The following is a 22,807-nucleotide window of genomic DNA, read 5'->3' as shown; positions in this document are numbered from 1 at the left end:
ACTCGTTATGAAACGGATACTCGAAGGCATTCTTGCGGTCATCATCGCAATACTGTCTTGTATTATTTTTATTAATATAATTCTTCGATATGGATTTCACACAAGCATATTATCGATTGATGAATTATCCCGACTTTTATTTGTCTGGTTAACATTTATTGGCGCTATCGTGGCGTTTATGGACAACAGCCATGTACAGGTTACTTTCTTAGTCGAAAAACTCTCACCCACTAATCAACAACGTGTTTCGCTGCTAACCCATACGCTTATTTTATTGCTTTGCCTGGGCCTGGCCTGGGGGGCAATAGAAAAAACAACGCAAGACTGGAGTAACTTATCGCCCATTCTCGGCGTACCTGTTGGCTTAATGTATGCCGCCGCAATCCCCACTAGCCTGATTATCGCATTGCTGGAATTGCGCCATTTATACCGGCAGTTAACAAGTGCCCCCAGCCGAAACCAACAAGGAGCCTGACGATGACAATCCTTATATTTATTGTCAGTTTGTTAGGGGCTATCGCCATTGGTATTCCCATCGCCTGGGCATTATTACTGTGTGGCATTTCATTGATGTTCTGGATGGATATCTTTGATGTGCAAATTCTGGCGCAAACACTGGTCAATGGTGCAGACAGCTTCTCCCTGTTAGCCATCCCCTTCTTTGTACTGGCGGGTGAGATCATGAACGCGGGCGGCCTGTCGCAACGTATTGTCGACTTGCCGATGAAACTGGTAGGCCACAGACCGGGAGGTCTGGGTTACGTCGGCGTTCTTGCTGCGATGATCATGGCAAGCCTTTCTGGTTCTGCGGTTGCCGATACCGCTGCCGTCGCGGCACTGTTGGTGCCGATGATGCGTCAGGCCAACTATCCGGTAAACCGCGCCGCCGGGCTTATCGGATCGGGCGGTATTATCGCGGCCATTATTCCGCCATCTATTCCACTCATTATCTTCGGTGTCTCCAGTGGGTTATCCATCAGCAAACTGTTTATGGCTGGCATTGCGCCGGGCATCATGATGGGCATCACGCTGATGATTACCTGGTGGTGGCAGGCAAAACGGCTAAACCTGCCTTGCCAGCCGAAAGCCTCGCTGCGGGAAGTCTGGCAATCTTTAGTTTCCGGTATTTGGGCACTCTTTTTGCCAATAATTATTATTGGCGGTTTCCGTTTGGGATTATTCACACCAACAGAAGCTGGCGCGGTTGCGGCATTCTACGCCTTGTTTGTCTCGGTGGTGGTCTATCGCGAAATGACGTTCGCCACGCTTTACCATATTTTGGTTAACGCGGCGAAAACCACTTCCGTGGTGATGTTCCTGGTGGCTTCCGCTGCGGTATCCGCATGGCTAATCACCATTGCTGAACTGCCGATGATGGTATCGGAGTTATTACAACCGTTGGTTGACTCGCCTCGCTTATTATTCATCGTAATTATGCTCGCCATTATGGTGATCAGTACAGTCATGGATTTAACTCCTACCGTATTAATTCTTACGCCGGTATTAATGCCATTAGTAAAAGAAGCGGGAATAGATCCTGTCTATTTTGGCATTATGTTTATTATTAACTGCTCAATTTCGCTAATTACGCCCCCGGTTGGTAACGTACTTAACGTCATATGCGGTGTTGCGAAGCTTAAATTTGACGATGCTGTAAAAGGCGTTGCGCCTTACGTCATGGTTTTATTCATGTTGTTAGCATTATTTATTTTTATCCCAGAATTAATTACCGCCCCACTAAAATGGATGAGCTAAAAGGAAAATATTATGAAATTACGTTCTGTAACCTACGCTTTATTAATTGCCGGAGTGGCTACATTCAGTACATCTTCTCTGGCGGCACAATCATTACGTTTCGGTTATGAAACATCACAAACCGATTCGCAACATATTGCGGCAAAAAAATTCAATGAATTATTGCAAGAGAAAACCAAAGGTGAGCTGAAATTAAAACTGTTCCCGGACAGTACCCTCGGCAATGCACAGGCGATGATCAGTGGTGTGCGCGGTGGCACCATTGATATGGAGATGTCCGGCTCGAATAACTTTGCGGGACTCTCACCCGTGATAAACCTGCTGGATGTACCTTTCCTGTTCCGCGATACCGCCCACGCGCATAAAACCCTCGATGGCAAAGTGGGCGACGAGTTGAAAGCCTCCCTCGAAGGCAAAGGACTGAAAGTACTGGCGTACTGGGAAAACGGCTGGCGTGATGTGACTAACTCTCGCGCGCCGGTAAAAACCCCTGCAGACCTGAAAGGACTGAAGATTCGCACCAACAACAGCCCGATGAATATCGCCGCATTTAAAGTGTTCGGTGCCAACCCAATCCCGATGCCATTTGCTGAAGTCTATACCGGCCTGGAAACTCGCACCATCGACGCGCAAGAGCATCCGATCAACGTCGTCTGGTCAGCAAAATTTTACGAAGTACAAAAGCACCTTTCTCTGACACATCACGCTTATTCACCGCTTCTGGTGGTGATCAACAAAGCGAAGTTTGATGGCTTAAGCCCGCAGATGCAGGAAGCTCTGGTCTCCTCCGCGCAAGAAGCGGGTAGCTACCAGCGCAAACTGGTTGCTGAAGATCAGCAAAAAATCATCGACGGTATGAAAGACGCCGGTGTAGAAGTCATCACCGATCTTGACCGCAAAGCCTTTAGCGACGCCCTGGGTACTCAGATCCGCGACATGTTTGTTAAAGATGTTCCGCAGGGTGCTGATCTGCTGAAAGCCGTGGATGAGGTGCAATAAACCATGACGCAATACTGGCTGGGGTTAGATTGTGGCGGTAGCTGGCTAAAAGCCGGACTGTATGACCGCGAAGGCCGGGAGGCGGGCGTGCAGCGCCTGCCGCTGTGCGCATTAAGCCCGCAGCCAGGTTGGGTAGAGCGCGATATGGCAGAACTGTGGCAATGCTGCACTTCCGTCATTCGCGATCTGCTTGCAAATACCGGTGTCAGTGGTGCTCAAATTGTCGGCATCGGCATTTCAGCACAAGGTAAGGGATTGTTTCTACTAGATAAAAATAACAACCCGCTCGGTAACGCCATTTTATCCTCTGACCGCCGGGCGATGGCAATCGTTCGTCGCTGGCAGGAAGAAGACGTACCGGAAAAGCTCTACCCACTGACCCGACAAACGCTGTGGACCGGGCATCCTGTGTCGCTGCTACGTTGGCTGAAAGAGCACGAACCAGAACGCTATGCACAAATTGGCTGCGTGATGATGACACATGACTACCTGCGCTGGTGTTTAACCGGCGTAAAAGGCTGCGAAGAGAGCAATATTTCGGAGTCCAATCTCTACAACATGAGCAGCGGGCAATATGACCCACGCCTCACCGACTGGCTGGGGATCAGTGAAATCAATCACGCCCTGCCGCCTGTTGTCGGTTCAGCCGAAATTTGCGGGGAAATCACCGCTCAGACAGCCGAATTGACCGGTCTGGAAGCGGGTACGCCCATTGTCGGTGGTCTGTTTGATGTGGTTTCCACCGCGCTCTGCGCCGGGATCGACGACGAATTTACCCTCAACGCAGTGATGGGCACCTGGGCGGTGACCAGCGGTATTACATCAGGTCTGCGTGACGGCGAAGCGCATCCGTATGTCTATGGCCGCTACGTCAACGACGGTGAGTTCATCGTTCACGAAGCCAGCCCGACCTCCTCCGGCAATCTCGAATGGTTTACCGCGCAGTGGGGAGGAATCTCATTTGATGAAATCAACCAGGCCGTTGCCAGCTTGCCAAAAGCCAATGGCACTCTCTTTTTTCTGCCATTCCTGTACGGCAGTAACGCCGGACTCGAGATGACCAGCGGTTTCTACGGTATGCAGGCGATACACACCCGCGCACATCTGTTGCAGGCCATTTATGAAGGTGTGGTGTTCAGTCACATGACCCATCTCAACCGGATGCGTGAACGTTTTACCGATGTGCATACCCTTCGCGTCACTGGTGGCCCTGCGCATTCTGATGTCTGGATGCAAATGCTGGCAGATGTCAGCGGCTTACGCATTGAACTGCCGCAGGTAGAAGAAACCGGATGTTTTGGCGCGGCGCTTGCCGCCCGCGTCGGTACGGGGGTTTATCGCAATTTCAATGAAGCCCAGCGCAGCTTGCAGCATCCGGTACGCACACTGCTACCGGACATGACCGCACATCAGCATTACCAACAAAAATATCAACGCTATCAACATTTAATTGCCGCAATTCAGAGCTATCACGTCCATATCAAGGAGCATCATTTATGAGCCAACCTTTTCTACAACTGGCCCTCGACCACTCATCGCTTGAAGCCGCACAGCGCGACGTGACGCTGTTAAAAGACAGCGTCGATATCGTCGAAGCGGGCACTATTCTCTGCTTAAACGAAGGGCTTGGCGCGGTGAGAGCCTTGCGTGAACAGTGCCCGAACAAAATCATCGTCGCTGACTGGAAAGTTGCCGACGCCGGTGAAACGCTCGCTCAACAGGCGTTTAGCGCGGGAGCCAACTGGATGACCATTATCTGCGCCGCACCGCTCGCCACGGTAGAAAAAGGCCATGCGATGGCGCAACGCTACGGCGGTGAAATTCAGATTGAACTATTCGGCAACTGGACGCTGGACGACGCCTGCGACTGGTATCGAATTGGCGTGCGACAAGCGATTTATCATCGTGGTCGCGACGCGCAGGCCAGCGGGCAGCAGTGGGGCGAGACCGATCTGGCACGTATGAAGGCACTTTCTGATATCGGCCTCGAACTTTCTATTACCGGCGGAATTACCCCTGCCGACCTGCCGCTATTTAAAGATATCCGCGTGAAGGCGTTTATTGCCGGGCGAGCGCTGACGGGCGCAGCAAATCCGACACAGGTTGCTGCCGATTTCCATGCGCAAATCGATGCCATCTGGGGAGGCGCGCGTGCGTAATCATCCGTTAGGGATTTATGAAAAAGCGCTGGCGAAAGATCTCTCCTGGCCGGAGCGGCTGGTGCTGGCAAAAAGCTGCGGTTTTGATTTTGTCGAAATGTCGGTGGATGAAACTGATGAGCGTCTGGCGCGCCTTGACTGGAGCGCCGCACAAAGGGCTTCGCTGGTCACCGCGATGATCGAAACGGGCGTTGCCATTCCGTCAATGTGTCTGTCTGCCCATCGCCGTTTTCCTTTTGGCAGCCGGGACGAGGCGGTACGCCAGCGGGCGCGGGAAATCATGAGTAAAGCGATTCGCCTGGCGCGCGATCTCGGCATTCGTACTATTCAACTGGCGGGTTACGACGTCTATTACGAAGACCATGACGAAGGCACGCAGCAACGTTTTGCTGAAGGGCTGGCGTGGGCGGTTGAACAGGCGGCGGCATCGCAAGTGATGCTGGCGGTGGAGATTATGGACACCGCGTTTATGAACTCCATCAGCAAATGGAAAAAATGGGACGAGATACTCGCCTCGCCGTGGTTCACCGTCTACCCGGACGTCGGCAATCTTAGTGCCTGGGGTAATGATGTTCCCGCCGAACTGAAACTGGGCATTGACCGTATCGCCGCGATCCACCTGAAAGACACTCAACCCGTTACCGAACAAAGCCCCGGACAGTTTCGTGATGTGCCGTTTGGCGAAGGCTGTGTCGATTTTGTTGGCATTTTCAAAACGCTGCATGAGCTGAACTATCGCGGATCATTTCTGATTGAGATGTGGACCGAAAAAGCCAACGAGCCGGTGCTGGAGATTATTCAGGCGCGGCGGTGGATTGAAGCGCGGATGCAGGAGGCCGGATTTATATGTTAGAGCAACTGAAAGCCGATGTGTTGGCGGCGAACCTGGCGCTTCCCGCTCATCATCTGGTGACGTTCACCTGGGGCAATGTCAGCGCGGTAGACGAAACGCGACAATGGATGGTGATCAAGCCTTCCGGTGTCGAGTACGACGTGATGACCGCCGATGATATGGTGGTGATTGAAATAGCCAGCGGTAAGGTGGTGGAAGGCAGCAAAAAGCCCTCTTCCGACACGCCAACGCATCTGGCACTCTACCGTCGCTATGCAGAAATCAGCGGTATTGTGCATACCCACTCGCGACACGCCACTATCTGGTCGCAGGCCGGGCTGGATCTCCCCGCCTGGGGCACCACGCACGCCGATTACTTCTATGGTGCCATCCCCTGCACGCGCCTGATGACCGCAGAGGAGATCAACGGCGAGTATGAATACCAGACCGGCGAAGTGATCATTGAAACTTTCGAAGAACGCGGCAGGAGTCCAGCGCAAATTCCGGCGGTGCTGGTGCATTCTCACGGCCCGTTCGCTTGGGGAAAAAACGCTGCCGATGCGGTGCATAATGCCGTAGTACTGGAAGAATGCGCCTATATGGGCCTGTTCTCACGCCAACTCGCGCCGCAGCTTCCTGCCATGCAAAACGAACTGCTGGATAAACACTACCTGCGTAAGCATGGGGCCAATGCCTATTACGGACAATAATCTCTCACGCCGGGGCTTCATCGCCCCGGTACTATGAATTGATATGCTCCCGATTACATTGCGCACAAAAATCAGAAACGTTTAACGCAGGCGATTATAGTTACCGACCAGTTCATTATAAGCTTGTAATGATTTCGGATATGAGTCCTCGACCATCCAGCTTGTGTTTGCGTCCTGAAGTTTCTTTTTATCCCAGTCAGAATACGGGACTTTATCTCTGATACGACGAACATATTTTTTAGATGCAATTTGATATCGGTCTGCTGCCCCTGTGAAGAGAGAATTCATACTGTCTTTACTCACTTCTTTGGCTTGCGCCACCAGCGTTTCAAGTTCAGCCACTTTCTTCATTGCCGCTTCTGCATCAAACTTCTCTTGCGATATCAGGTTATTAATTTGTTTCGCTGAAATCATGGCAGCCAGAGAGTAGTAGTGGAATGTTTTCCCTTCTCTTTGTTCAATATTTTTCAGTTCTACAAGCTGACGCTTATCATTAATTTCCTGAATTGCCGCATGATAAGATTCTGCTACAGGTTCAAAGGCTTCAAGATTTTTTAAGAATGTCTGGTGCAGCGTTTTCCCTTTGGCAAACGCATCGTCTTTATAATTTTCCTGGGTGTAATATTTATCCATTTCATTAATAGTATTCCCCAGCGCAACTGCGGTATTAATATAATTCAACGCTACGCCATCAATAGGTTGCAGCTCAGGCGTTAACGCCACAACACTTTTCACGCCTTTTTCGCACTCAGAAAGACTGGATTCACTAATGCCGTAGATGCCATAAACATGACTCTCTTTGCCCGTTGGTCCCTGTTTAAAATCTTTCAGCCAGTCGGCATAACGCGCCAGACTGCGCTGTACCGGGATCTGTAACTTGTTGTAGCACTTGATATAGATATCCATTTTTTCGTCGAAAACCGCTTGTTCATCGACCACCGGTTGCGCAGGTGTTTCAGGTTTAGCTTCTGCTTTTGCAACGGGGGCTTCTGTAGGTTTCGCTTCAGGAGCAGGTGCGGCAGGTTGACTATTGGCGGGCGGGGGAGTTTCTGTTTCGGCTTTTTTATCATCACAGCCAGTGATACCGAGGGCCATTATGGCGGCTATAATAGCGGAAGATAATAAATTCCTTTTCATTTAATTGCCTTATAAATATATAGATAAGAGAGTGAATATAATAAAGGAAAAAATGAAATGTCACTACACGCGTTTTGTTTATAAATAAATAGATACAATTCACAAAATGAATAAGTTCTGCAATTTAATATATAAATCGCAGAACTTAATTTAATTAACAATTCAGCCGTTGCGGAGGGGGAGTTTCCTGCTCCCCATTATTTAAGCCCCGATTACATCCCATAACGTTCAGAAATAGCAGCATGCTTCTCTTCATTCGCACCGGCTTCTTTGGCAAGACGCCACCAGCACAACGGATGTTCCCAGTCAGCGGTCAATTCACTCAGGCTCTTATCGATATCACCTTTAGAAACTGAACGCGGTGCACTGATGACAAAGTAGAACGCAGACAGCGGCTGTGCATCTTCTCCCTGATGACTGTCCGTTAACGTATAGTCATCATTACTGTTGCTCCAGTAGTACCAGTTTCGTTCACGGAGCGCCTCACGGAAGGTATTAAACTGTTCTTCACCAGGCATAACACCTTCGCAGAACCAGGACTCGCCGTACCCGGTCGGGATAATGGTTTGCAGGCACCCATAGAGCGGAGTGAAATTCTTCTGCTCTTCTTCGTCTTCTGGTCGGGTATTCAACATTTCCGCATCGAAAACGACAATTTCATCAACATGTTGTGGGAAATCGGTCCGGTAAGTCGGCTCTATAATCCTTGCCGTTACCGGCCCAATCCGCTGGGCATAGTAATAGCGGTATTCGAAGTTTTCCCGGAAACGGATGTTCAATAACCCCCATTTTTCGTCGATAAAACCTTCGCCTTCCGTAAGTTCTATTTCCAGCTCGGCTGCAATAACACGCACCAGATCCCATTGTTGTAAGATGCTGGCGGTCGCCATGATATCCCACTGGAGATTGCGAATATCTTCTTCACGGCTAATCAAAAGCTGCTGTAATTGCTGTAAATAATCCAGCTGTCGCTCCCAGGCTTCCTGTTTTTGTGCTGCCCAGGAACACATACGATAAACGCCGACCCACTCACGCCCTTTTTCATTTTGCAGCAACTGTTGCCCAATCGACTCCAGTTCACTCCAGTCTTCCTGCTGGTTAATCACCCGCGCACGGAACCACAGCGCCATATGTAGCAGACCCGCCTGTTCATACAGCTTCGCCAGGTGCTCGATCGCTTGCTGATCGCCACGGTTAAGCAAGAGATCCAGTAGATCGAAGCAAAGGCCGTTATCTTCCTGAAGATGGCTTTCAACGTGGCGTTGCAGAAGTTCGATCGACTCATTGATCGCATTACAGGCGTTTAATGCATTGACCAGTTTGCCCAGCAATTCAGCATCATCTGGCGTGTTCAGGTAAGCACGGCGGAATACCTCTACGTCTTTTTCTGGGTCTGGCTGCGTTTCTTCATCGCTATTTTCAGATGCTTCCACTATCGGGCGAGCAAGCAACTCCGCCTCTTTAGCGGCGATTTTTTCGCTGAGTTCGAGAAATTCACGATCGACACCCAATAACGCGCGTAATTTCGGCATGTGCCGCTGGGCCAGTTTCATCGCCATTTTAGCAACCCAGACAGATTCACGTTCCAGCGCGAGGGTGATTTGCAGTTTTGCCAGATCAACCACTTTGCGGTGCGCCCCAGCCTGCGAACGATGCTCCAGCATTTGTTGGATAATGCGCGCCAGTTGCCAGTGGTTTCTCTGCGGATGGCGAGGAAGCAGTACGGTAATAATCTTTACCCACATGCCCCATGAATAGGGAGTCAGATCTGACCAACGCGGCAATTCCTTCCAGACTTCTTCGTCCTGTCCGCATAACGCCATGATGTACAGTTTTTTCAACTGATAACTGATACGGTCGCGTCCCCAGTAATCATTTTCTTCTGCCAGTTCATCAATCAATTTGCGTGCTTCATCGTAACGCTGAAGGGCAACCAAAATATCGGCACGGGTCGCCAGCAGCGCTTCTAAATATTCACTCCCCGCTGCGTTTACCGCGTCGATTTGCCTGTCGATATAAACCAACGCCTCTTCTGTTTTGTTGGAGTCCACCAGTGCGCTGGCATATTCGCAGGATAAACACATAAAACAGCTCCAGGTCGGATCAATGCGCGCGATGGTCTCTTCACATACCGCCATGCGTTCATTAGCCCAGCCTGGGGCATCTATATTCTCGTAGCAGGCGGATAAATCCTGCGTAACGCAGATAGATTGCGGGCAATCTTTCGCCTCTTCCCGATGTGCTTTTTCAAACAGCGCCACCACATCAGGCAGCACTTTTTCGCCTTCTTCGTGGTTAGTCAGACGATGGCGCATTTCCCAGTGTCCGATAAATATTTCCAGCCACGGATTTTTTGCCACCTGATTAAGTGCTTTCATTTCCGGTAATAATGAATCGCACTTTTCCATTTGCAGATGCAAAACACCTTCTGAAAAATCATCAATAAGTTGCGGAATATATTCTTGCCCGGCATCGCGCAACTCCTGACTATATTTATTGTACCACTCCCATGTATCCATTTTATTTTCCTTGATTAATTAAAACAGGAATAACCTGAGTAAAATCTTCCAGTGCCTGGTGTAAATTCCACTGCTGCTCTTTATTACCGCTGGAACACAAAATCACTTTTAGCGATTTTAATAACCGTAATGCCGCCGCTGGTTGCTGTTGATGTTGTAATGCTGTCACCAGTTGCATGACGCAGGGATTATTAAGGTTGATATACAGACTTGATGTTTTGGTCTTTTGAATTTGCGAGGTAAATTGCCGCGCCAGCATTAACGCCGCGGTGCTGATGCGCTTATCGGCATCATCCTGCTCAAGAATTTGTTTTAATTCCGCTTCCCGGTCTGGCGTGACGACTAACGGTAAAACGGCCGGTTCGAAGCGGGAAATAATTAATTGCTCACCATCGCAGAGCTGCTCTTCCAGATACGCAACCTGCTCTTCGGGCAACTCCGCCAGGCTGAACAACTGCTCATTACCCGTTTGCGTACCGACTTCGATAATCCGGCAGTGATATAACAGCGCCCAACGGCGTAAAAATGGCACCACGGCATAGCGATCGCCACGCGCAACGGGTCGTTGCAGAATGTGGAACAACATCTCTTCAAAACCACCATCGCGGCTTAACAGAATATGAATGCTGTTATTGATGCGTAAATCTTTCGCCAGCAACGCTCCTTTTGAGGTTGGCACCTGCAAACGGTCTTTCAGCAAATCAAACAGACGATCATCACACAATGCCGCACCCAGTAACGCCTCGTTATGGCGCATTAATACCCGTCGCCATATTTCTGGCTGGTTTTGTGCGAGATCGGACAAACCAGAGATCAGCGACTCTTTTAACGCCTCCTGCACCGCAACCCAGGTTTCATCTCGCTGAAGATCTTCCCGGCTCGCCGTCGGCGTCAGTTTCGATGATTCAATCACACCGCCAATAAAACCGGCCCAGGGCGGTAACAGCTCACGCGCTTCGTCATCGAGTAACATGCCGCGCAAAAACAACGACAGGTTGCGGTTATCGCTGGTGCCGTAAGTTGCACCATCCTGAATCCATAAAATCCCGACGGCATCGCTCATCCCCGCCGGTACTACCGGAATGGTACAAATCGGTTCGAAGGAGGATTCAAACTGGGCGGCAAAGGCGAGATTTTTACGCTGCACCAACGCGCGGTGCATGGTTACGCCTTCGGGGGCAACTTCACGCCACGGCGGCTGGAGTTTATTCACCGGCTCGCTGGCATCGCCCACATAGACCGGCTCGTGCAGCAATATGCAGTAGCGGGAAAGAACGCGGTTCAGCAAATTGTTACTCGCCAGATGGCTGTACTCTTCTTTGAGCGTCAGAATGACCTGCGTACCCGGAGCCGAGTTTTGATGCGGGGTAACGGTGTATTTTTGCCCGTCGGTAGAGTGGTATTTCCAGCTCTGATCCGGCGTTTGCCAGGATGTGGTCAACACCGTGACCTCTTTTGCCAGCACAAAGGCCGACAAAAAGCCGAGGCCGAACATGCCAATGAGTCCCGTATCGTCATCCTGCTGGCGTAACATTCGGGTATAACCCACACCAACCGTTGCCAGAAAGCCATGAATTTCACTTTCCGTCAGGCCTGCGCCGGTATCGCTAATGGTGATGGTGGACTTCGCCACGTCAGCTACCACACGGATTAGATTGTCCTTTGGTGCATCAGGTTGCTCAATCCTGCGACGCACAATTGCATCATGCCCGTTCTGCACCAGTTCGCGCACGGCAACCACAGGTGTGGAGTAAAGATGCTTGCTGAGCACCTCAATTAAGCCGTTTAAATTAACTTCTGTTGAATATGAACTGCCTGGTAACTGTAATGTACTCATTTTTCAATACTCATAATCCATCACCCACTATTGAAAATACATTGAGGTTGACAACAAACACGAAATTGCCTGATGCGCTGCGCTTATCAGGCCTACGGAATTCATTAAATCTGTACGATTTACAGGTCGGATGAGGCGTTTTCGCCGCATCCGACAAAAATATTTTGCATTTTGTCAGTAATACTTATTGCTGTTTTTAATGCTGGAATAAAATTGTTGTTTCCCTTTACTCATTAGTTACACGTTTTTATTTATTGATACGATGATTAGTTCAAAACGTCCATATAAATAAAATCATTAATTCATCACGTAACGTGAGAGAAGTATATCTTTAACCGCCGGAGTTAACGAGGATATTTACTACAAATAAACAGTAATTATATTTAAATGCTGAATAATATATTGAGAATTATTTAATAAAAAAATAAAACCGCAACCCGTAATCAGAATTGCGGTATTTTTTAATGATGAATTAAACGCTGAGGATGGGTATAAACCGTTGCCCTGCCTGGCTTACAAAAGCCCACTAATGTCAGGTTACAACGCTCAGCAACTTCCACCGCCAGCGTTGTCGCGGCAGACACCGCAAACAAAATCTCTACGCCGCACATCGCTGACTTTTGTACCATTTCATAACTGGCACGACTGGAAACCAGCACCGCACCTTGCAGCCAGCTTTCGCCTTCCCGCGCCCGGCGACCCAGCAGTTTATCCAACGCTACATGGCGACCCACGTCTTCATGTCCGCCCACCAGTTCACCAGAAGGCAGCATCCAGGCAGCGGCGTGCGTACAACCAGTCAATTGCCCCACGGGCTGGAAGTCATTGAGATGACGTAATGCGTCATCCAGTTTGTTGAGATCAAAGGTCTGGGTGAACGGCAGTGGCTGCACCGGTTTACCAATGTCATTAAGTTGCTCTACGCCACAGACACCACAGCCCGTGCGCCCGGCCAGCGCCCGGCGGCGCTCTTTCAGCCCCATAAAGCGGCGGCTGGAAAGCTCGATTTGCACTTCAAGACCGTTACAGGAAGGAACAACGTCCATACCGAAGATATCACGCGGGTTTTCGATAATTCCTTCTGAAAGCGAAAAACCGAGCGCAAAGAGCTCAAGGTCTTTTGGCGAGGCCATCATCACCACATGCGAAATACCGTTGTAGACCAACGCAACGGGAACTTCTTCCGCGACTTCATCAAGCCGGGAATGTTGTAAATCATCACGCCGCCATAACTCAATTTGACGCATCCCTGTGATATTTGTCACATTTTCGATTTCTTTTTGCTGTGTTTTTTTCACTTTCTCTTAACCAGATAAGAACACACACACCAAGATTATGGTATTCTGTTACAAACCCTTCCTGGATGGAGGGAAATTGAGCCAATTCTGGACCTTTGCGGCCTCTTCCGCAAAGAAAAATAACTCCCACTCCCTGCACACGCAGCAAGCGAATGTAAATGGGACGTGACAATGTCGAAACAAGGAGCAATCCATGCAGGTCAGCAGAAGGCAGTTCTTTAAGATCTGCGCTGGCGGTATGGCAGGCACCACGGCAGCGGCACTGGGTTTTGCACCCAGCGTAGCACTCGCGGAGACAAGGCAGTATAAACTGCTGCGCACCCGCGAAACCCGTAATACCTGCACCTATTGTTCTGTTGGTTGTGGGCTGCTGATGTACAGCCTCGGTGACGGAGCAAAAAACGCCAAAGCATCTATCTTCCATATCGAAGGTGACCCGGATCACCCGGTCAACCGCGGTGCGCTTTGTCCGAAAGGCGCTGGCCTGGTGGATTTCATCCACTCCGAAAGCCGTCTGAAGTTCCCGGAATACCGTGCACCTGGTTCTGATAAATGGCAGCAAATCAGTTGGGAAGAGGCGTTTGATCGCATCGCCAAACTGATGAAAGAAGACCGCGATGCTAACTACATTGCGCAAAACGCCGAAGGCGTGACTGTTAACCGCTGGCTCTCCACCGGGATGCTGTGTGCTTCCGCGTCGAGTAACGAAACCGGCTATTTAACGCAAAAATTCTCTCGCGCGCTGGGTATGCTCGCGGTCGACAACCAGGCGCGTGTCTGACACGGACCAACGGTAGCAAGTCTTGCTCCAACATTTGGTCGCGGTGCGATGACCAACCACTGGGTCGACATCAAGAACGCCAACCTTGTTGTGGTGATGGGCGGTAATGCCGCTGAAGCTCACCCGGTCGGATTCCGCTGGGCGATGGAAGCCAAAATTCACAACGGCGCGAAGCTGATTGTGATCGATCCTCGCTTTACGCGTACGGCAGCGGTGGCTGACTACTATGCCCCTATTCGTTCCGGTACTGACATTGCTTTCCTGTCAGGCGTATTGCTGTACCTGCTGAACAATGAAAAATTCAACCGCGAATACACCGAAGCCTATACCAACGCCAGCCTGATCGTGCGTGAGGATTACGGCTTTGAAGATGGCCTGTTCACCGGCTACGACGCGGAAAAACGCAAGTACGATAAGTCTAGCTGGACTTATGAACTGGACGAAAACGGCTTTGCCAAACGCGATACCACGTTGCAACACCCACGTTGCGTATGGAACCTGCTGAAACAGCACGTTTCCCGTTATACGCCAGATGTGGTTGAAAACATTTGTGGTACGCCAAAAGACGCGTTCCTGAAAGTCTGCGAATACATCGCAGAAACCAGTGCTCACGATAAAACCGCCTCGTTCCTCTACGCGCTCGGCTGGACGCAACACTCCGTTGGTGCACAGAACATCCGCACGATGGCGATGATCCAGTTGCTGCTCGGCAATATGGGGATGGCAGGCGGTGGCGTTAACGCCCTGCGCGGTCACTCCAACATTCAGGGACTGACGGATCTGGGGCTGCTGTCGCAGAGCCTGCCGGGTTACATGACGCTACCGAGCGAGAAGCAAACCGATTTGCAAACCTACCTCGCCGCCAGCACGCCGAAACCGCTGCTGGAAGGTCAGGTCAACTACTGGAGCAACTACCCGAAATTCTTCGTCTCGATGATGAAAGCATTCTTTGGCGATAAAGCAACGGCGGAAAATAGCTGGGGCTTTGACTGGTTGCCGAAGTGGGATAAAGGCTACGACGTCCTGCAATACTTCGAGATGATGAAAGAGGGCAAGGTCAATGGCTATATCTGCCAGGGCTTTAACCCGGTTGCCTCATTCCCGAACAAAAACAAAGTGATCGGTTGTCTGTCGAAACTGAAGTTCCTCGTGACCATCGACCCGCTGAACACTGAAACCTCTAACTTCTGGCAGAACCACGGTGAGCTGAACGAAGTCGATTCTTCGAAGATCCAGACCGAAGTGTTCCGTCTGCCATCAACCTGCTTCGCGGAAGAAAACGGTTCTATCGTTAACTCCGGTCGCTGGTTGCAGTGGCACTGGAAAGGCGCGGACGCCCCGGGGATTGCGCTGACTGATGGCGAAATCCTTTCCGGTATCTTCCTGCGCTTGCGCAAGATGTATGCCGAACAGGGCGGCGCTAATCCGGATCAGGTGCTGAACATGACCTGGAACTACGCCATTCCGCATGAGCCATCTTCAGAAGAAGTGGCGATGGAGAGCAACGGTAAGGCGCTGGCCGATATTACCGACCCGGCAACCGGAGCGGTCATTGTTAAAAAAGGCCAACAACTTAGCTCGTTTGCCCAACTGCGTGATGACGGAACAACCTCCTGTGGCTGCTGGATTTTCGCCGGTAGCTGGACGCCGGAAGGCAACCAGATGGCGCGTCGTGATAACGCCGATCCGTCTGGCCTCGGTAACACGTTGGGCTGGGCATGGGCATGGCCGCTTAACCGCCGCATTCTGTATAACCGCGCCTCCGCAGACCCGCAGGGTAACCCGTGGGATCCGAAGCGTCAGTTGCTGAAATGGGACGGCACCAAGTGGACCGGCTGGGATATTCCAGACTACAGCGCAGCGCCTCCGGGCAGCGGCGTCGGGCCGTTTATCATGCAGCAGGAAGGCATGGGTCGTCTGTTTGCCCTCGATAAAATGGCGGAGGGTCCGTTCCCGGAACACTACGAGCCGTTTGAAACGCCGCTGGGGACTAACCCGCTGCATCCAAACGTTATCTCAAACCCGGCTGCGCGTATCTTTAAAGATGACGCTGAAGCATTAGGTAAAGCCGATAAGTTCCCGTATGTCGGAACCACCTATCGTCTGACCGAGCATTTCCACTACTGGACTAAACACGCGCTGTTGAACGCGATTTTGCAGCCAGAGCAGTTTGTGGAAATCGGTGAGTCGCTGGCGAACAAACTTGGCATTGCCCAGGGCGATACCGTGAAAGTCTCCTCCAACCGCGGCTATATCAAAGCCAAAGCAGTGGTGACCAAACGTATTCGCACGCTGAAAGCGAACGGCAAAGATATCGATACCATCGGTATTCCGATTCACTGGGGCTATGAAGGCGTAGCGAAAAAAGGCTTTATTGCCAATACGTTGACGCCATTCGTCGGTGATGCGAACACGCAGACGCCGGAGTTTAAATCCTTCCTCGTGAATGTGGAAAAGGTGGATACCTAATAGATTTCAGATTGCAGGGAGCTGGCAACGCCATGAAGACCGGGAGCAGAAACACTATGTGACCGGGATGAATAAGGAAGCCAGCGAACCTGCAAGCTGAAAGATGAAGGGTACGGAGACGAAATATGGCTTACCAATCTCAAGATATCATTCGTCGTTCCGCGACTAACGGTCTGACCCCCGCCCCTCAGGCGCGGGATTTCCAGGAAGAAGTGGCGAAACTCATCGACGTCACCACCTGTATCGGCTGTAAAGCCTGTCAGGTGGCGTGTTCAGAGTGGAACGACATTCGCGATACCGTCGGCAATAACATAGGGGTGTATGACAACCCTAATGATTTAAGCGCCAAATCGTGGACGGTGATGCGCTTCTCGGAAGTGGAGCAAAACGACAAACTGGAATGGCTGATCCGCAAAGACGGCTGTATGCACTGTTCCGATCCAGGCTGCCTGAAAGCGTGCCCGGCGGAAGGGGCAATTATTCAGTATGCCAACGGTATCGTCGACTTCCAGTCCGAGCAGTGCATTGGCTGCGGTTATTGTATCGCGGGCTGTCCATTCGATATTCCTCGCCTCAATCCGGAAGACAACCGCGTCTACAAATGCACGCTGTGCGTAGACCGTGTAGTGGTTGGGCAAGAACCGGCCTGCGTGAAGACCTGCCCGACAGGCGCGATTCACTTCGGTACGAAAGAGTCGATGAAAACGCTGGCGAGCGAGCGCGTGGCTGAGCTGAAAACCCGCGGTTACGACAATGCGGGTCTGTACGATCCGGCTGGCGTCGGTGGTACACACGTGATGTATGTGTTGCACCATGCTGACAAGCCGAATCTGTATCATGGCTTGCCGGAAAATCCGGAAATCAGCCAAACCGTAAAATTCTGGAAAGGCATCTGGAAACCGCTCGCGGCTGTTGGCTTTGCGGCTACCTTTGCGGCCAGTATCTTCCACTACGTGGGTGTCGGTCCGAACCGTGCGGATGAGGAAGAGAATAATCTGCACGAAGAGAAAGACGAGGAGCGCAAATGAAACGACGTGACACCATCGTGCGCTACACCGCACCGGAACGTATCAACCACTGGATCACCGCCTTCTGCTTCATCCTGGCGGCGGTAAGCGGGATGGGATTTTTGTTCCCCTCTTTCAACTGGTTGATGCAAATCATGGGCACGCCGCAACTGGCGCGAATTCTGCACCCGTTTGTTGGCGTGGTTATGTTTGCCTCGTTCATCATCATGTTTTTCCGTTACTGGCATCACAACCTAATCAATCGGGATGATATCTTTTGGGCGAAGAATATTCGTAAGATCGTCGTCAACGAGGAAGTAGGTGACACCGGGCGTTATAACTTCGGTCAGAAATGCGTTTTCTGGGCGGCAATTATTTTCCTGGTCCTGCTGCTGGTGAGCGGTGTGATTATCTGGCGTCCTTATTTTGCGCCTGCTTTCTCAATCCCGGTGATCCGATTCGCGTTAATGCTGCATTCATTTGCCGCAGTGGCGTTAATTGTGGTTATCATGGTGCATATCTACGCCGCCCTTTGGGTGAAAGGCACGATTACCGCCATGGTGGAAGGATGGGTTACCAGCGCATGGGCGAAGAAACACCATCCACGCTGGTATCGTGAAGTCCGCAAGACAACGGAAAAGAAAGCTGAATGAGTATTCGCATAATCCCGCAAGATGAGCTGGGTTCGAGCGAGAAACGTACGGCGGATATGATTCCGCCGTTATTGTTCCCTCGGCTCAAAAATTTATACAACCGCCGCGCCGAGCGTCTGCGCGAGCTGGCAGAAAATAATCCGCTGGGTGATTACCTGCGCTTTGCTGCGCTTATCGCCCACGCCCAGGAAGTGGTGCTGTACGACCATCCGCTGGAGATGGATCTGACCACACGCATTAAAGAAGCAAGCGCACAGGGCAAGCCACCGCTGGATATTCACGTACTGCCGCGTGATAAGCACTGGCAAAAACTGCTGATGGCGCTGATTGCTGAACTGAAACCTGAAATGAGCGGTCCGGCGCTGGCTGTGATTGAGAATCTGGAGAAGGCATCGACCCAGGAACTGGAAGATATGGCCAACGCGCTGTTTACCTCTGATTTCTCGTCAGTCAGCAGTGATAAAGCGCCGTTTATCTGGGCTGCGTTGTCGCTCTATTGGGCACAGATGGCTAATCTGATCCCTGGCAAAGCCCGTGCAGAATATGGCGAACAACGTCAGTACTGCCCGGTTTGTGGTTCGATGCCGGTTTCCAGCATGGTGCAAATCGGCACGACTCAGGGCCTGCGTTATCTGCACTGCAACCTGTGCGAAACCGAATGGCACGTGGTGCGCGTAAAATGCAGCAACTGCGAACAGAGCGGCAAACTGCACTACTGGTCGCTGGATGACGAACAGGCTGCAATTAAAGCCGAAAGCTGTGATGACTGCGGCACTTACCTGAAGATTCTTTATCAGGAAAAAGATCCAAAAGTTGAAGCTGTGGCGGATGACCTCGCCTCTCTGGTACTGGACGCGCGAATGGAGCAAGAAGGCTACGCCCGCAGTTCCATCAACCCGTTCCTGTTCCCGGGTGAAGGGGAGTAATCTCTGACGTTTTCCGGGGGGCACAGGTCGCCCGGATTACAGTTCATAGGGTGTGACAACACCTGCTATTCCCGCAAAATCTCTCGTATTTCGCGTTACCAGTTCGCAGCCATAAATCTGTGCCGTTGCCAGAATAATGGCATCTGGCTTTTTGATTTTATATTCAAGAATGAAAAAGTCTTTTTGTCATTCCTCATGCACCTTACACGGATTCTTCAACACCTGGCGCCTCCCCCTTTTGCCTGCCTCCCTTTGCCTTACGTACCGGAAATTGCTGCCGCTCCAGATATTGCTCCACCGCTTCGCGTAAAATTGCAGATCGTGAAACTTTACGCCAGCCCCTGAGTTTGTTCAGTCTTTTAATTGCCTCTTCTGACAAATGAAGAAAAACCGTATTCATCGCCATCGTTACCACCTAACATATACTGTTAATTAATGTATGAAACTTACACTGGAAAATTAATTAACGAAAGCTGGTTTCCGCATGTGGTTTTGTTTTTGCGAGACGCTTTCCAGAAACAATGCAACAGTTACAGTTATTTTAATTATTATTAAAAAATCGTTTAGCATCGCCCATGATTGTTTATTACTCTTAATTAGGTCGGATCGCATCCACAGAAAAGCGACAACAAATAATAAGGACGAGTTATGGTGCTATGAATATATTATATTCAAGGATATTTGTTTTTTGACTGGGTCTTCATTTACATCATCAGGATAGTGTACCCGAAAAAGTCAGCGTATTTACCGCATCAGGCTTAAGATAAAATTTATCGCCCATCGCAGACCGGTCAGTGCCGCCACCAACCGGTATTTAATTAAAACGGCCGCCCTACTCTTCTTCGTTCCCGCCCTCTTCATACGGGCCAAATGGCTTCGCGGGCAGAACGATATATGTGCCTTCAAACACCGCGCCTGGCGTATCGTCGCCAAAGATTTCGACCTGCATTTGCACCCGCGCTTTACGCCCGCGCGCCAGACGGTCGAGATCGCCGCTTAACGCACCGAGGTCGGCCACCGCATGAGGTTTGCCGCTAATCGGCTTGCTGTAGCGGATATGCGCATCGGCAAGAATAATCGTTCCGCCGAGGTGGCGTTCGCGCAGCATCAGCCAGATAAGCCCCCAACCGGTGAGCGTTGCCAGAGAGAATAAACTCCCGGCAAACAACGTGTGGTGCGGATTCTGATTGCCGGTTTCCGGCATGGTGGTGATAAATTTTTGCCCGGTATATTGCTGAATGCGCACGCCCATTTTTTCGCTTAACGGGATGTGTTCATACCACGCCTGCTGGAGCTGGGCGCACCAGTCGCCGCGATGCAAAATGTCATCCAGAGTAGCGACGGGTTTAATCATCAGAAAATGGCGAATCGGCGTGGTGGTTGGGGTGGTGATCTCCCCCTGATTCACAAACCCCAGCTTAGCGAAAAACTCCACCGCGTCTTCACGGGCGCTACAGGTCACGCGCTTAACGCCTTCCTGACGCGCTACCGACTCCAGGGTCATCGCCATCAGCGTGCCCAGGCCTTTGTCCTGCACGTCGGGATGAACGGCCATAAAGCGAATGGAGGCTTCGTTATCGGCATTGATATACAGCCGCCCTACTGCCACCAGATTACCCTGCTCGTCGACGACCATCTGGTGATGCGCCATCGCATCCCAGGCGTCGCGTTCAGAACCTTTCGGTTGATGCAGGGGTTTACGCAACATCTCCCAGCGGAATTGATAGTAGCGCTCTAATTCTTCTTCTGTTTGTGGAACCCGAAGGTGATACATAGCGATACTCTCTCTTGTTTCCCGTGACACACCTGGAAGCTGGCTCATACCTGCAACCAGAATGTCACGGGGCCATCATTGACCAGCGATACCTGCATATCGGCAGCGAAGCGTCCTGTTTGCGTGTTCATTTCCTGCTGACGGCAGCGTTCGACGAAATAGTCATATAACGCCTCTGCGCGATCCGGTGAAGCGCCTTTGGAGAAGCTGGGGCGCATCCCCCGTTCGGTATCTGCGGCAAGGGTAAACTGGGAAACAACCAGCACACTGCCGCCCGCCTGTTGCACGTTGAGATTCATCTTACCTTCAGCATCGCTAAAAATGCGATAGCCGAGCACACGCTCACACAGACGGTTTGCTTTCTGTTCGTCATCATCCTTTTCGACACCCAATAACACCAAAAGTCCCGCGCCAATTTCGCCCGTCACTTCTCCCTCCACGGTGACGCTGGCTCGGGTTACGCGTTGAATTAATGCAATCATGGTTCGTCGTCTTCTTCTTGTTCAGCAGCTTGTTTAAGTTTGCGGTATTCCCCGAGAGTGACAGTAATTTCTGCACCAAGCAAGACGATACACCATGTCCAGTAGACCCAGACAAAGAGGATGGGGATCACCGCCAGCACACCGTAAATGAGCTGATATGACGGGAACATGGTGATATAAAGCGCGAAACCTTTCTTTCCTGCTTCGAACAGGAGTGCGGCGACAAACGCGCCGACAATCGCGTCGCGGTTAGGTACGCGAATGGTAGGAACAATGCTGTACAGCAGCCAGAAGGAGATCCACGACAACAACAGCGGAAAAATACGCAGCACATTGTCGATGACAGTATTGAGATCGCTCGCCCAGCGCAGGGAGAGTAGATAGGAGCTGATCGCCAGACTGGCCCCCGCCAGCAGCGGCCCCAGCGTCAGGATCATCCAGTACACAGCAAACGAATAAATTTTGGGGCGTACCCGTTTACTGCGCCAGATGGCATTCAGCGCGCTATCGATGGAGTACATCAACAATAATGCCGTGACGATCAGACCACACGCCCCGACGGCGGTCATCTTGTTGGAGTTGGCAACAAACTGTTCGATATATTGCTGGATAACATCGCCTGTGGCAGGAAGAAAGTTGGCGAAGATAAAATGACGCAACTGAATGCTGACGTCAGAAAACATGGGAAACGCGGCGAAAAGTGCAAAAACAACGGCAACCAGCGGCACTAATGAGAGCAGTGACACGTAGGCAAGGTTACCTGCCAGGGTTGTCATGTTGTCCTCATTAATGCGTTGCCAGAGTAGTTTCAGCCAGGCCCATAGCGGACGGGTACGATGCCTGGCTTTTTCATGGATGGTTTTTAGCATAACACCTTCGCGAAATAGTCCGGGATGGTGGTTTTATCTTTCACCAGAATGCTGGTAATACCTAGCTGATTAGCTCCTTCTATATTATCGGCGTTATCGTCGAAAAAGACCGTCTCGTCTGGTGAAAAACCTTCTGCCCGCAAAACATGCTGGTAAATTCGCGCTTCCGGTTTGCGCATACCTAAATCTTGCGACAAGTAGATATGGTCGGCAGCGCTACGGATTTCCGGGTATTCCTCTGGCCAAAAGGTAGTATGCAGGCGGTTAGTATTGGAAAGCACCACCACGCGATGCCCCTGCTCACGCAGTTTATGCATAATGGCGATCACTTCCGGGCGTAGCGCGACAAACACCGCCTGCCAGCCGTGGGAGAACTGTTCGTAACTTAACGGTAAGGCCATCTCATGACACAGCGCCTCAGCGAACTCTTCATCACTAATTTCCCCACGCTCATGCTGATGAAACGCCTCACCCATATGAAAACTCTTCTTAAGCGACGCCAGCGGAATACGCGTTAAATCGCTCCAGGTTCCCAGCACACGGTTAAAGTCGATATCGACAATCACATTACCTAAATCAAAGATATAGAGCATTTTTGCC

Annotated in this window: 19 protein-coding genes and 2 pseudogenes; 11 read left to right on the top strand and 10 right to left on the bottom strand. The window is 51.0% G+C overall.

Annotation, left to right across the window (positions count from 1 at the left end):
* Window positions 1-7 precede the first annotated feature (7 nt).
* From yiaM to araD, 7 genes are read left to right on the top strand one after another with little or no spacing between them, the layout of a single operon-like run.
* On the top strand, window positions 8-475 hold the full coding sequence (gene yiaM / locus A9587_RS14660; protein WP_105263517.1) for a 2,3-diketo-L-gulonate TRAP transporter small permease YiaM: 468 nt from the start codon (window positions 8-10) through the stop codon (window positions 473-475).
* A 2-nt stretch (window positions 476-477) separates the two neighbouring features.
* Entirely contained in the window at window positions 478-1,755 is a 1,278-nt protein-coding gene (gene yiaN, locus A9587_RS14655) for a 2,3-diketo-L-gulonate TRAP transporter large permease YiaN (RefSeq protein WP_105263516.1), read from the top strand.
* Between the two features lie 12 nt (window positions 1,756-1,767).
* On the top strand, window positions 1,768-2,754 hold the full coding sequence (gene yiaO / locus A9587_RS14650; RefSeq protein WP_000776924.1) for a 2,3-diketo-L-gulonate TRAP transporter substrate-binding protein YiaO: 987 nt from the start codon (window positions 1,768-1,770) through the stop codon (window positions 2,752-2,754).
* 3 nt (window positions 2,755-2,757) lie between these two features.
* Entirely contained in the window at window positions 2,758-4,254 is a 1,497-nt protein-coding gene (locus tag A9587_RS14645; RefSeq protein WP_105263515.1) for an FGGY-family carbohydrate kinase, read from the top strand.
* Window positions 4,251-4,913 (top strand): 3-keto-L-gulonate-6-phosphate decarboxylase UlaD, encoded by a 663-nt coding sequence (gene ulaD, locus A9587_RS14640; RefSeq protein ID WP_085449382.1) that lies wholly within the window; start codon window positions 4,251-4,253, stop codon window positions 4,911-4,913. Before A9587_RS14645 ends, ulaD begins: the two co-directional genes overlap by 4 nt.
* Window positions 4,906-5,766, top strand: a complete 861-nt coding sequence (locus A9587_RS14635) for an L-ribulose-5-phosphate 3-epimerase (protein ID WP_105263514.1) — start codon at window positions 4,906-4,908, stop codon at window positions 5,764-5,766. Before ulaD ends, A9587_RS14635 begins: the two co-directional genes overlap by 8 nt.
* Complete coding sequence (gene araD, locus A9587_RS14630; protein ID WP_105263513.1) at window positions 5,760-6,455, top strand: L-ribulose-5-phosphate 4-epimerase; 696 nt, start codon at window positions 5,760-5,762, stop codon at window positions 6,453-6,455. The genes A9587_RS14635 and araD overlap by 7 nt, the downstream gene beginning before the upstream one ends.
* Before the next feature lie 81 nt (window positions 6,456-6,536).
* On the opposite strand, the gene A9587_RS14625 is transcribed toward araD, so the two are convergent.
* The 4 genes from A9587_RS14625 to fdhD all read right to left on the bottom strand — a co-directional run bounded on the left by A9587_RS14625 (window position 6,537) and on the right by fdhD (window position 13,246).
* The gene (locus tag A9587_RS14625) at window positions 6,537-7,592 is read right to left on the bottom strand and encodes a YiiG family protein (protein ID WP_001517337.1); all 1,056 of its coding nucleotides are present in this window, start codon (window positions 7,590-7,592) and stop codon (window positions 6,537-6,539) included.
* Window positions 7,593-7,804: 212 nt separating this feature from the next.
* Window positions 7,805-10,111 carry a hypothetical protein gene (locus tag A9587_RS14620; RefSeq protein WP_105263512.1) on the bottom strand — a complete coding sequence of 769 codons (2,307 nt, stop codon included), beginning with the start codon at window positions 10,109-10,111 and terminating at the stop codon, window positions 7,805-7,807.
* A gap of 1 nt (window position 10,112) precedes the next feature.
* Window positions 10,113-11,948: an ATP-binding protein gene (locus A9587_RS14615; RefSeq protein ID WP_016262669.1), complete on the bottom strand. Its 1,836-nt coding sequence runs from the start codon at window positions 11,946-11,948 to the stop codon at window positions 10,113-10,115.
* Between the two features lie 461 nt (window positions 11,949-12,409).
* The gene (fdhD, locus tag A9587_RS14610) at window positions 12,410-13,246 is read right to left on the bottom strand and encodes a formate dehydrogenase accessory sulfurtransferase FdhD (protein WP_000753581.1); all 837 of its coding nucleotides are present in this window, start codon (window positions 13,244-13,246) and stop codon (window positions 12,410-12,412) included.
* A gap of 193 nt (window positions 13,247-13,439) precedes the next feature.
* Here fdhD and fdnG point away from each other — a divergent pair, with 193 nt between their 5' ends.
* From fdnG to fdhE, 4 genes are all read left to right on the top strand, one after another.
* Entirely contained in the window at window positions 13,440-16,496 is a 3,057-nt protein-coding gene (fdnG, locus tag A9587_RS14600) for a formate dehydrogenase-N subunit alpha (protein WP_077688246.1), read from the top strand.
* Window positions 16,497-16,621: 125 nt separating this feature from the next.
* Window positions 16,622-17,524 (top strand): formate dehydrogenase O subunit beta, encoded by a 903-nt coding sequence (gene fdoH, locus A9587_RS14595; protein WP_000331381.1) that lies wholly within the window; start codon window positions 16,622-16,624, stop codon window positions 17,522-17,524.
* A complete protein-coding gene (fdoI, locus tag A9587_RS14590) occupies window positions 17,521-18,156 on the top strand; it encodes a formate dehydrogenase cytochrome b556 subunit (protein WP_000829020.1) in 636 nt (211 codons plus the stop codon). The genes fdoH and fdoI overlap by 4 nt, the downstream gene beginning before the upstream one ends.
* Window positions 18,153-19,082, top strand: a complete 930-nt coding sequence (fdhE, locus tag A9587_RS14585) for a formate dehydrogenase accessory protein FdhE (RefSeq protein WP_000027717.1) — start codon at window positions 18,153-18,155, stop codon at window positions 19,080-19,082. The genes fdoI and fdhE overlap by 4 nt, the downstream gene beginning before the upstream one ends.
* Before the next feature lie 36 nt (window positions 19,083-19,118).
* Here fdhE and A9587_RS14580 read toward each other — a convergent pair.
* The 6 genes and pseudogenes from A9587_RS14580 to yihX form a co-directional block, all read right to left on the bottom strand.
* Window positions 19,119-19,247: pseudogene (locus A9587_RS14580) on the bottom strand (PIN domain-containing protein); the annotation flags it as partial.
* Window positions 19,248-19,268: 21 nt separating this feature from the next.
* Window positions 19,269-19,488, bottom strand: a pseudogene (locus A9587_RS14575) (CopG family transcriptional regulator).
* Between the two features lie 426 nt (window positions 19,489-19,914).
* Window positions 19,915-20,856 carry a fatty acid biosynthesis protein FabY gene (gene fabY / locus A9587_RS14570; RefSeq protein WP_001517342.1) on the bottom strand — a complete coding sequence of 314 codons (942 nt, stop codon included), beginning with the start codon at window positions 20,854-20,856 and terminating at the stop codon, window positions 19,915-19,917.
* A gap of 44 nt (window positions 20,857-20,900) precedes the next feature.
* Entirely contained in the window at window positions 20,901-21,338 is a 438-nt protein-coding gene (gene dtd / locus A9587_RS14565) for a D-aminoacyl-tRNA deacylase (protein WP_000560983.1), read from the bottom strand.
* Entirely contained in the window at window positions 21,335-22,207 is an 873-nt protein-coding gene (locus A9587_RS14560; protein ID WP_000920721.1) for a virulence factor BrkB family protein, read from the bottom strand. The genes dtd and A9587_RS14560 overlap by 4 nt, the downstream gene beginning before the upstream one ends.
* A complete protein-coding gene (gene yihX, locus A9587_RS14555; protein WP_000965690.1) occupies window positions 22,201-22,800 on the bottom strand; it encodes a glucose-1-phosphatase in 600 nt (199 codons plus the stop codon). The genes A9587_RS14560 and yihX overlap by 7 nt, the downstream gene beginning before the upstream one ends.
* Between the last annotated feature and the right edge of the window lie 7 nt (window positions 22,801-22,807).

This window comes from Escherichia sp. MOD1-EC6162 (genome assembly GCF_002965125.1).
Classification (GTDB): domain Bacteria; phylum Pseudomonadota; class Gammaproteobacteria; order Enterobacterales; family Enterobacteriaceae; genus Escherichia; species Escherichia marmotae.
The sequence above is the reverse complement of the archived record's forward strand: the minus strand, read 5'-3'. Positions and strand labels throughout refer to the sequence as shown.

Excerpts from the sequence above, each read along its gene's own strand:
- yiaM (WP_105263517.1), top strand. The coding sequence starts at position 8 with ATGAAACGGATACTCGAAGGCATTCTTGCGGTCATCATCGCAATACTG.
- yiaN (WP_105263516.1), top strand. The coding sequence starts at position 478 with ATGACAATCCTTATATTTATTGTCAGTTTGTTAGGGGCTATCGCCATT.
- yiaO (WP_000776924.1), top strand. The coding sequence starts at position 1,768 with ATGAAATTACGTTCTGTAACCTACGCTTTATTAATTGCCGGAGTGGCT.
- A9587_RS14645 (WP_105263515.1), top strand. The coding sequence starts at position 2,758 with ATGACGCAATACTGGCTGGGGTTAGATTGTGGCGGTAGCTGGCTAAAA.
- ulaD (WP_085449382.1), top strand. The coding sequence starts at position 4,251 with ATGAGCCAACCTTTTCTACAACTGGCCCTCGACCACTCATCGCTTGAA.
- araD (WP_105263513.1), top strand. The coding sequence starts at position 5,760 with ATGTTAGAGCAACTGAAAGCCGATGTGTTGGCGGCGAACCTGGCGCTT.
- A9587_RS14625 (WP_001517337.1), bottom strand. The coding sequence starts at position 7,592 with ATGAAAAGGAATTTATTATCTTCCGCTATTATAGCCGCCATAATGGCC.
- A9587_RS14620 (WP_105263512.1), bottom strand. The coding sequence starts at position 10,111 with ATGGATACATGGGAGTGGTACAATAAATATAGTCAGGAGTTGCGCGAT.
- A9587_RS14615 (WP_016262669.1), bottom strand. The coding sequence starts at position 11,948 with ATGAGTACATTACAGTTACCAGGCAGTTCATATTCAACAGAAGTTAAT.
- fdoH (WP_000331381.1), top strand. The coding sequence starts at position 16,622 with ATGGCTTACCAATCTCAAGATATCATTCGTCGTTCCGCGACTAACGGT.
- fdoI (WP_000829020.1), top strand. The coding sequence starts at position 17,521 with ATGAAACGACGTGACACCATCGTGCGCTACACCGCACCGGAACGTATC.
- fdhE (WP_000027717.1), top strand. The coding sequence starts at position 18,153 with ATGAGTATTCGCATAATCCCGCAAGATGAGCTGGGTTCGAGCGAGAAA.
- fabY (WP_001517342.1), bottom strand. The coding sequence starts at position 20,856 with ATGTATCACCTTCGGGTTCCACAAACAGAAGAAGAATTAGAGCGCTAC.
- dtd (WP_000560983.1), bottom strand. The coding sequence starts at position 21,338 with ATGATTGCATTAATTCAACGCGTAACCCGAGCCAGCGTCACCGTGGAG.
- A9587_RS14560 (WP_000920721.1), bottom strand. The coding sequence starts at position 22,207 with ATGCTAAAAACCATCCATGAAAAAGCCAGGCATCGTACCCGTCCGCTA.
- yihX (WP_000965690.1), bottom strand. The coding sequence starts at position 22,800 with ATGCTCTATATCTTTGATTTAGGTAATGTGATTGTCGATATCGACTTT.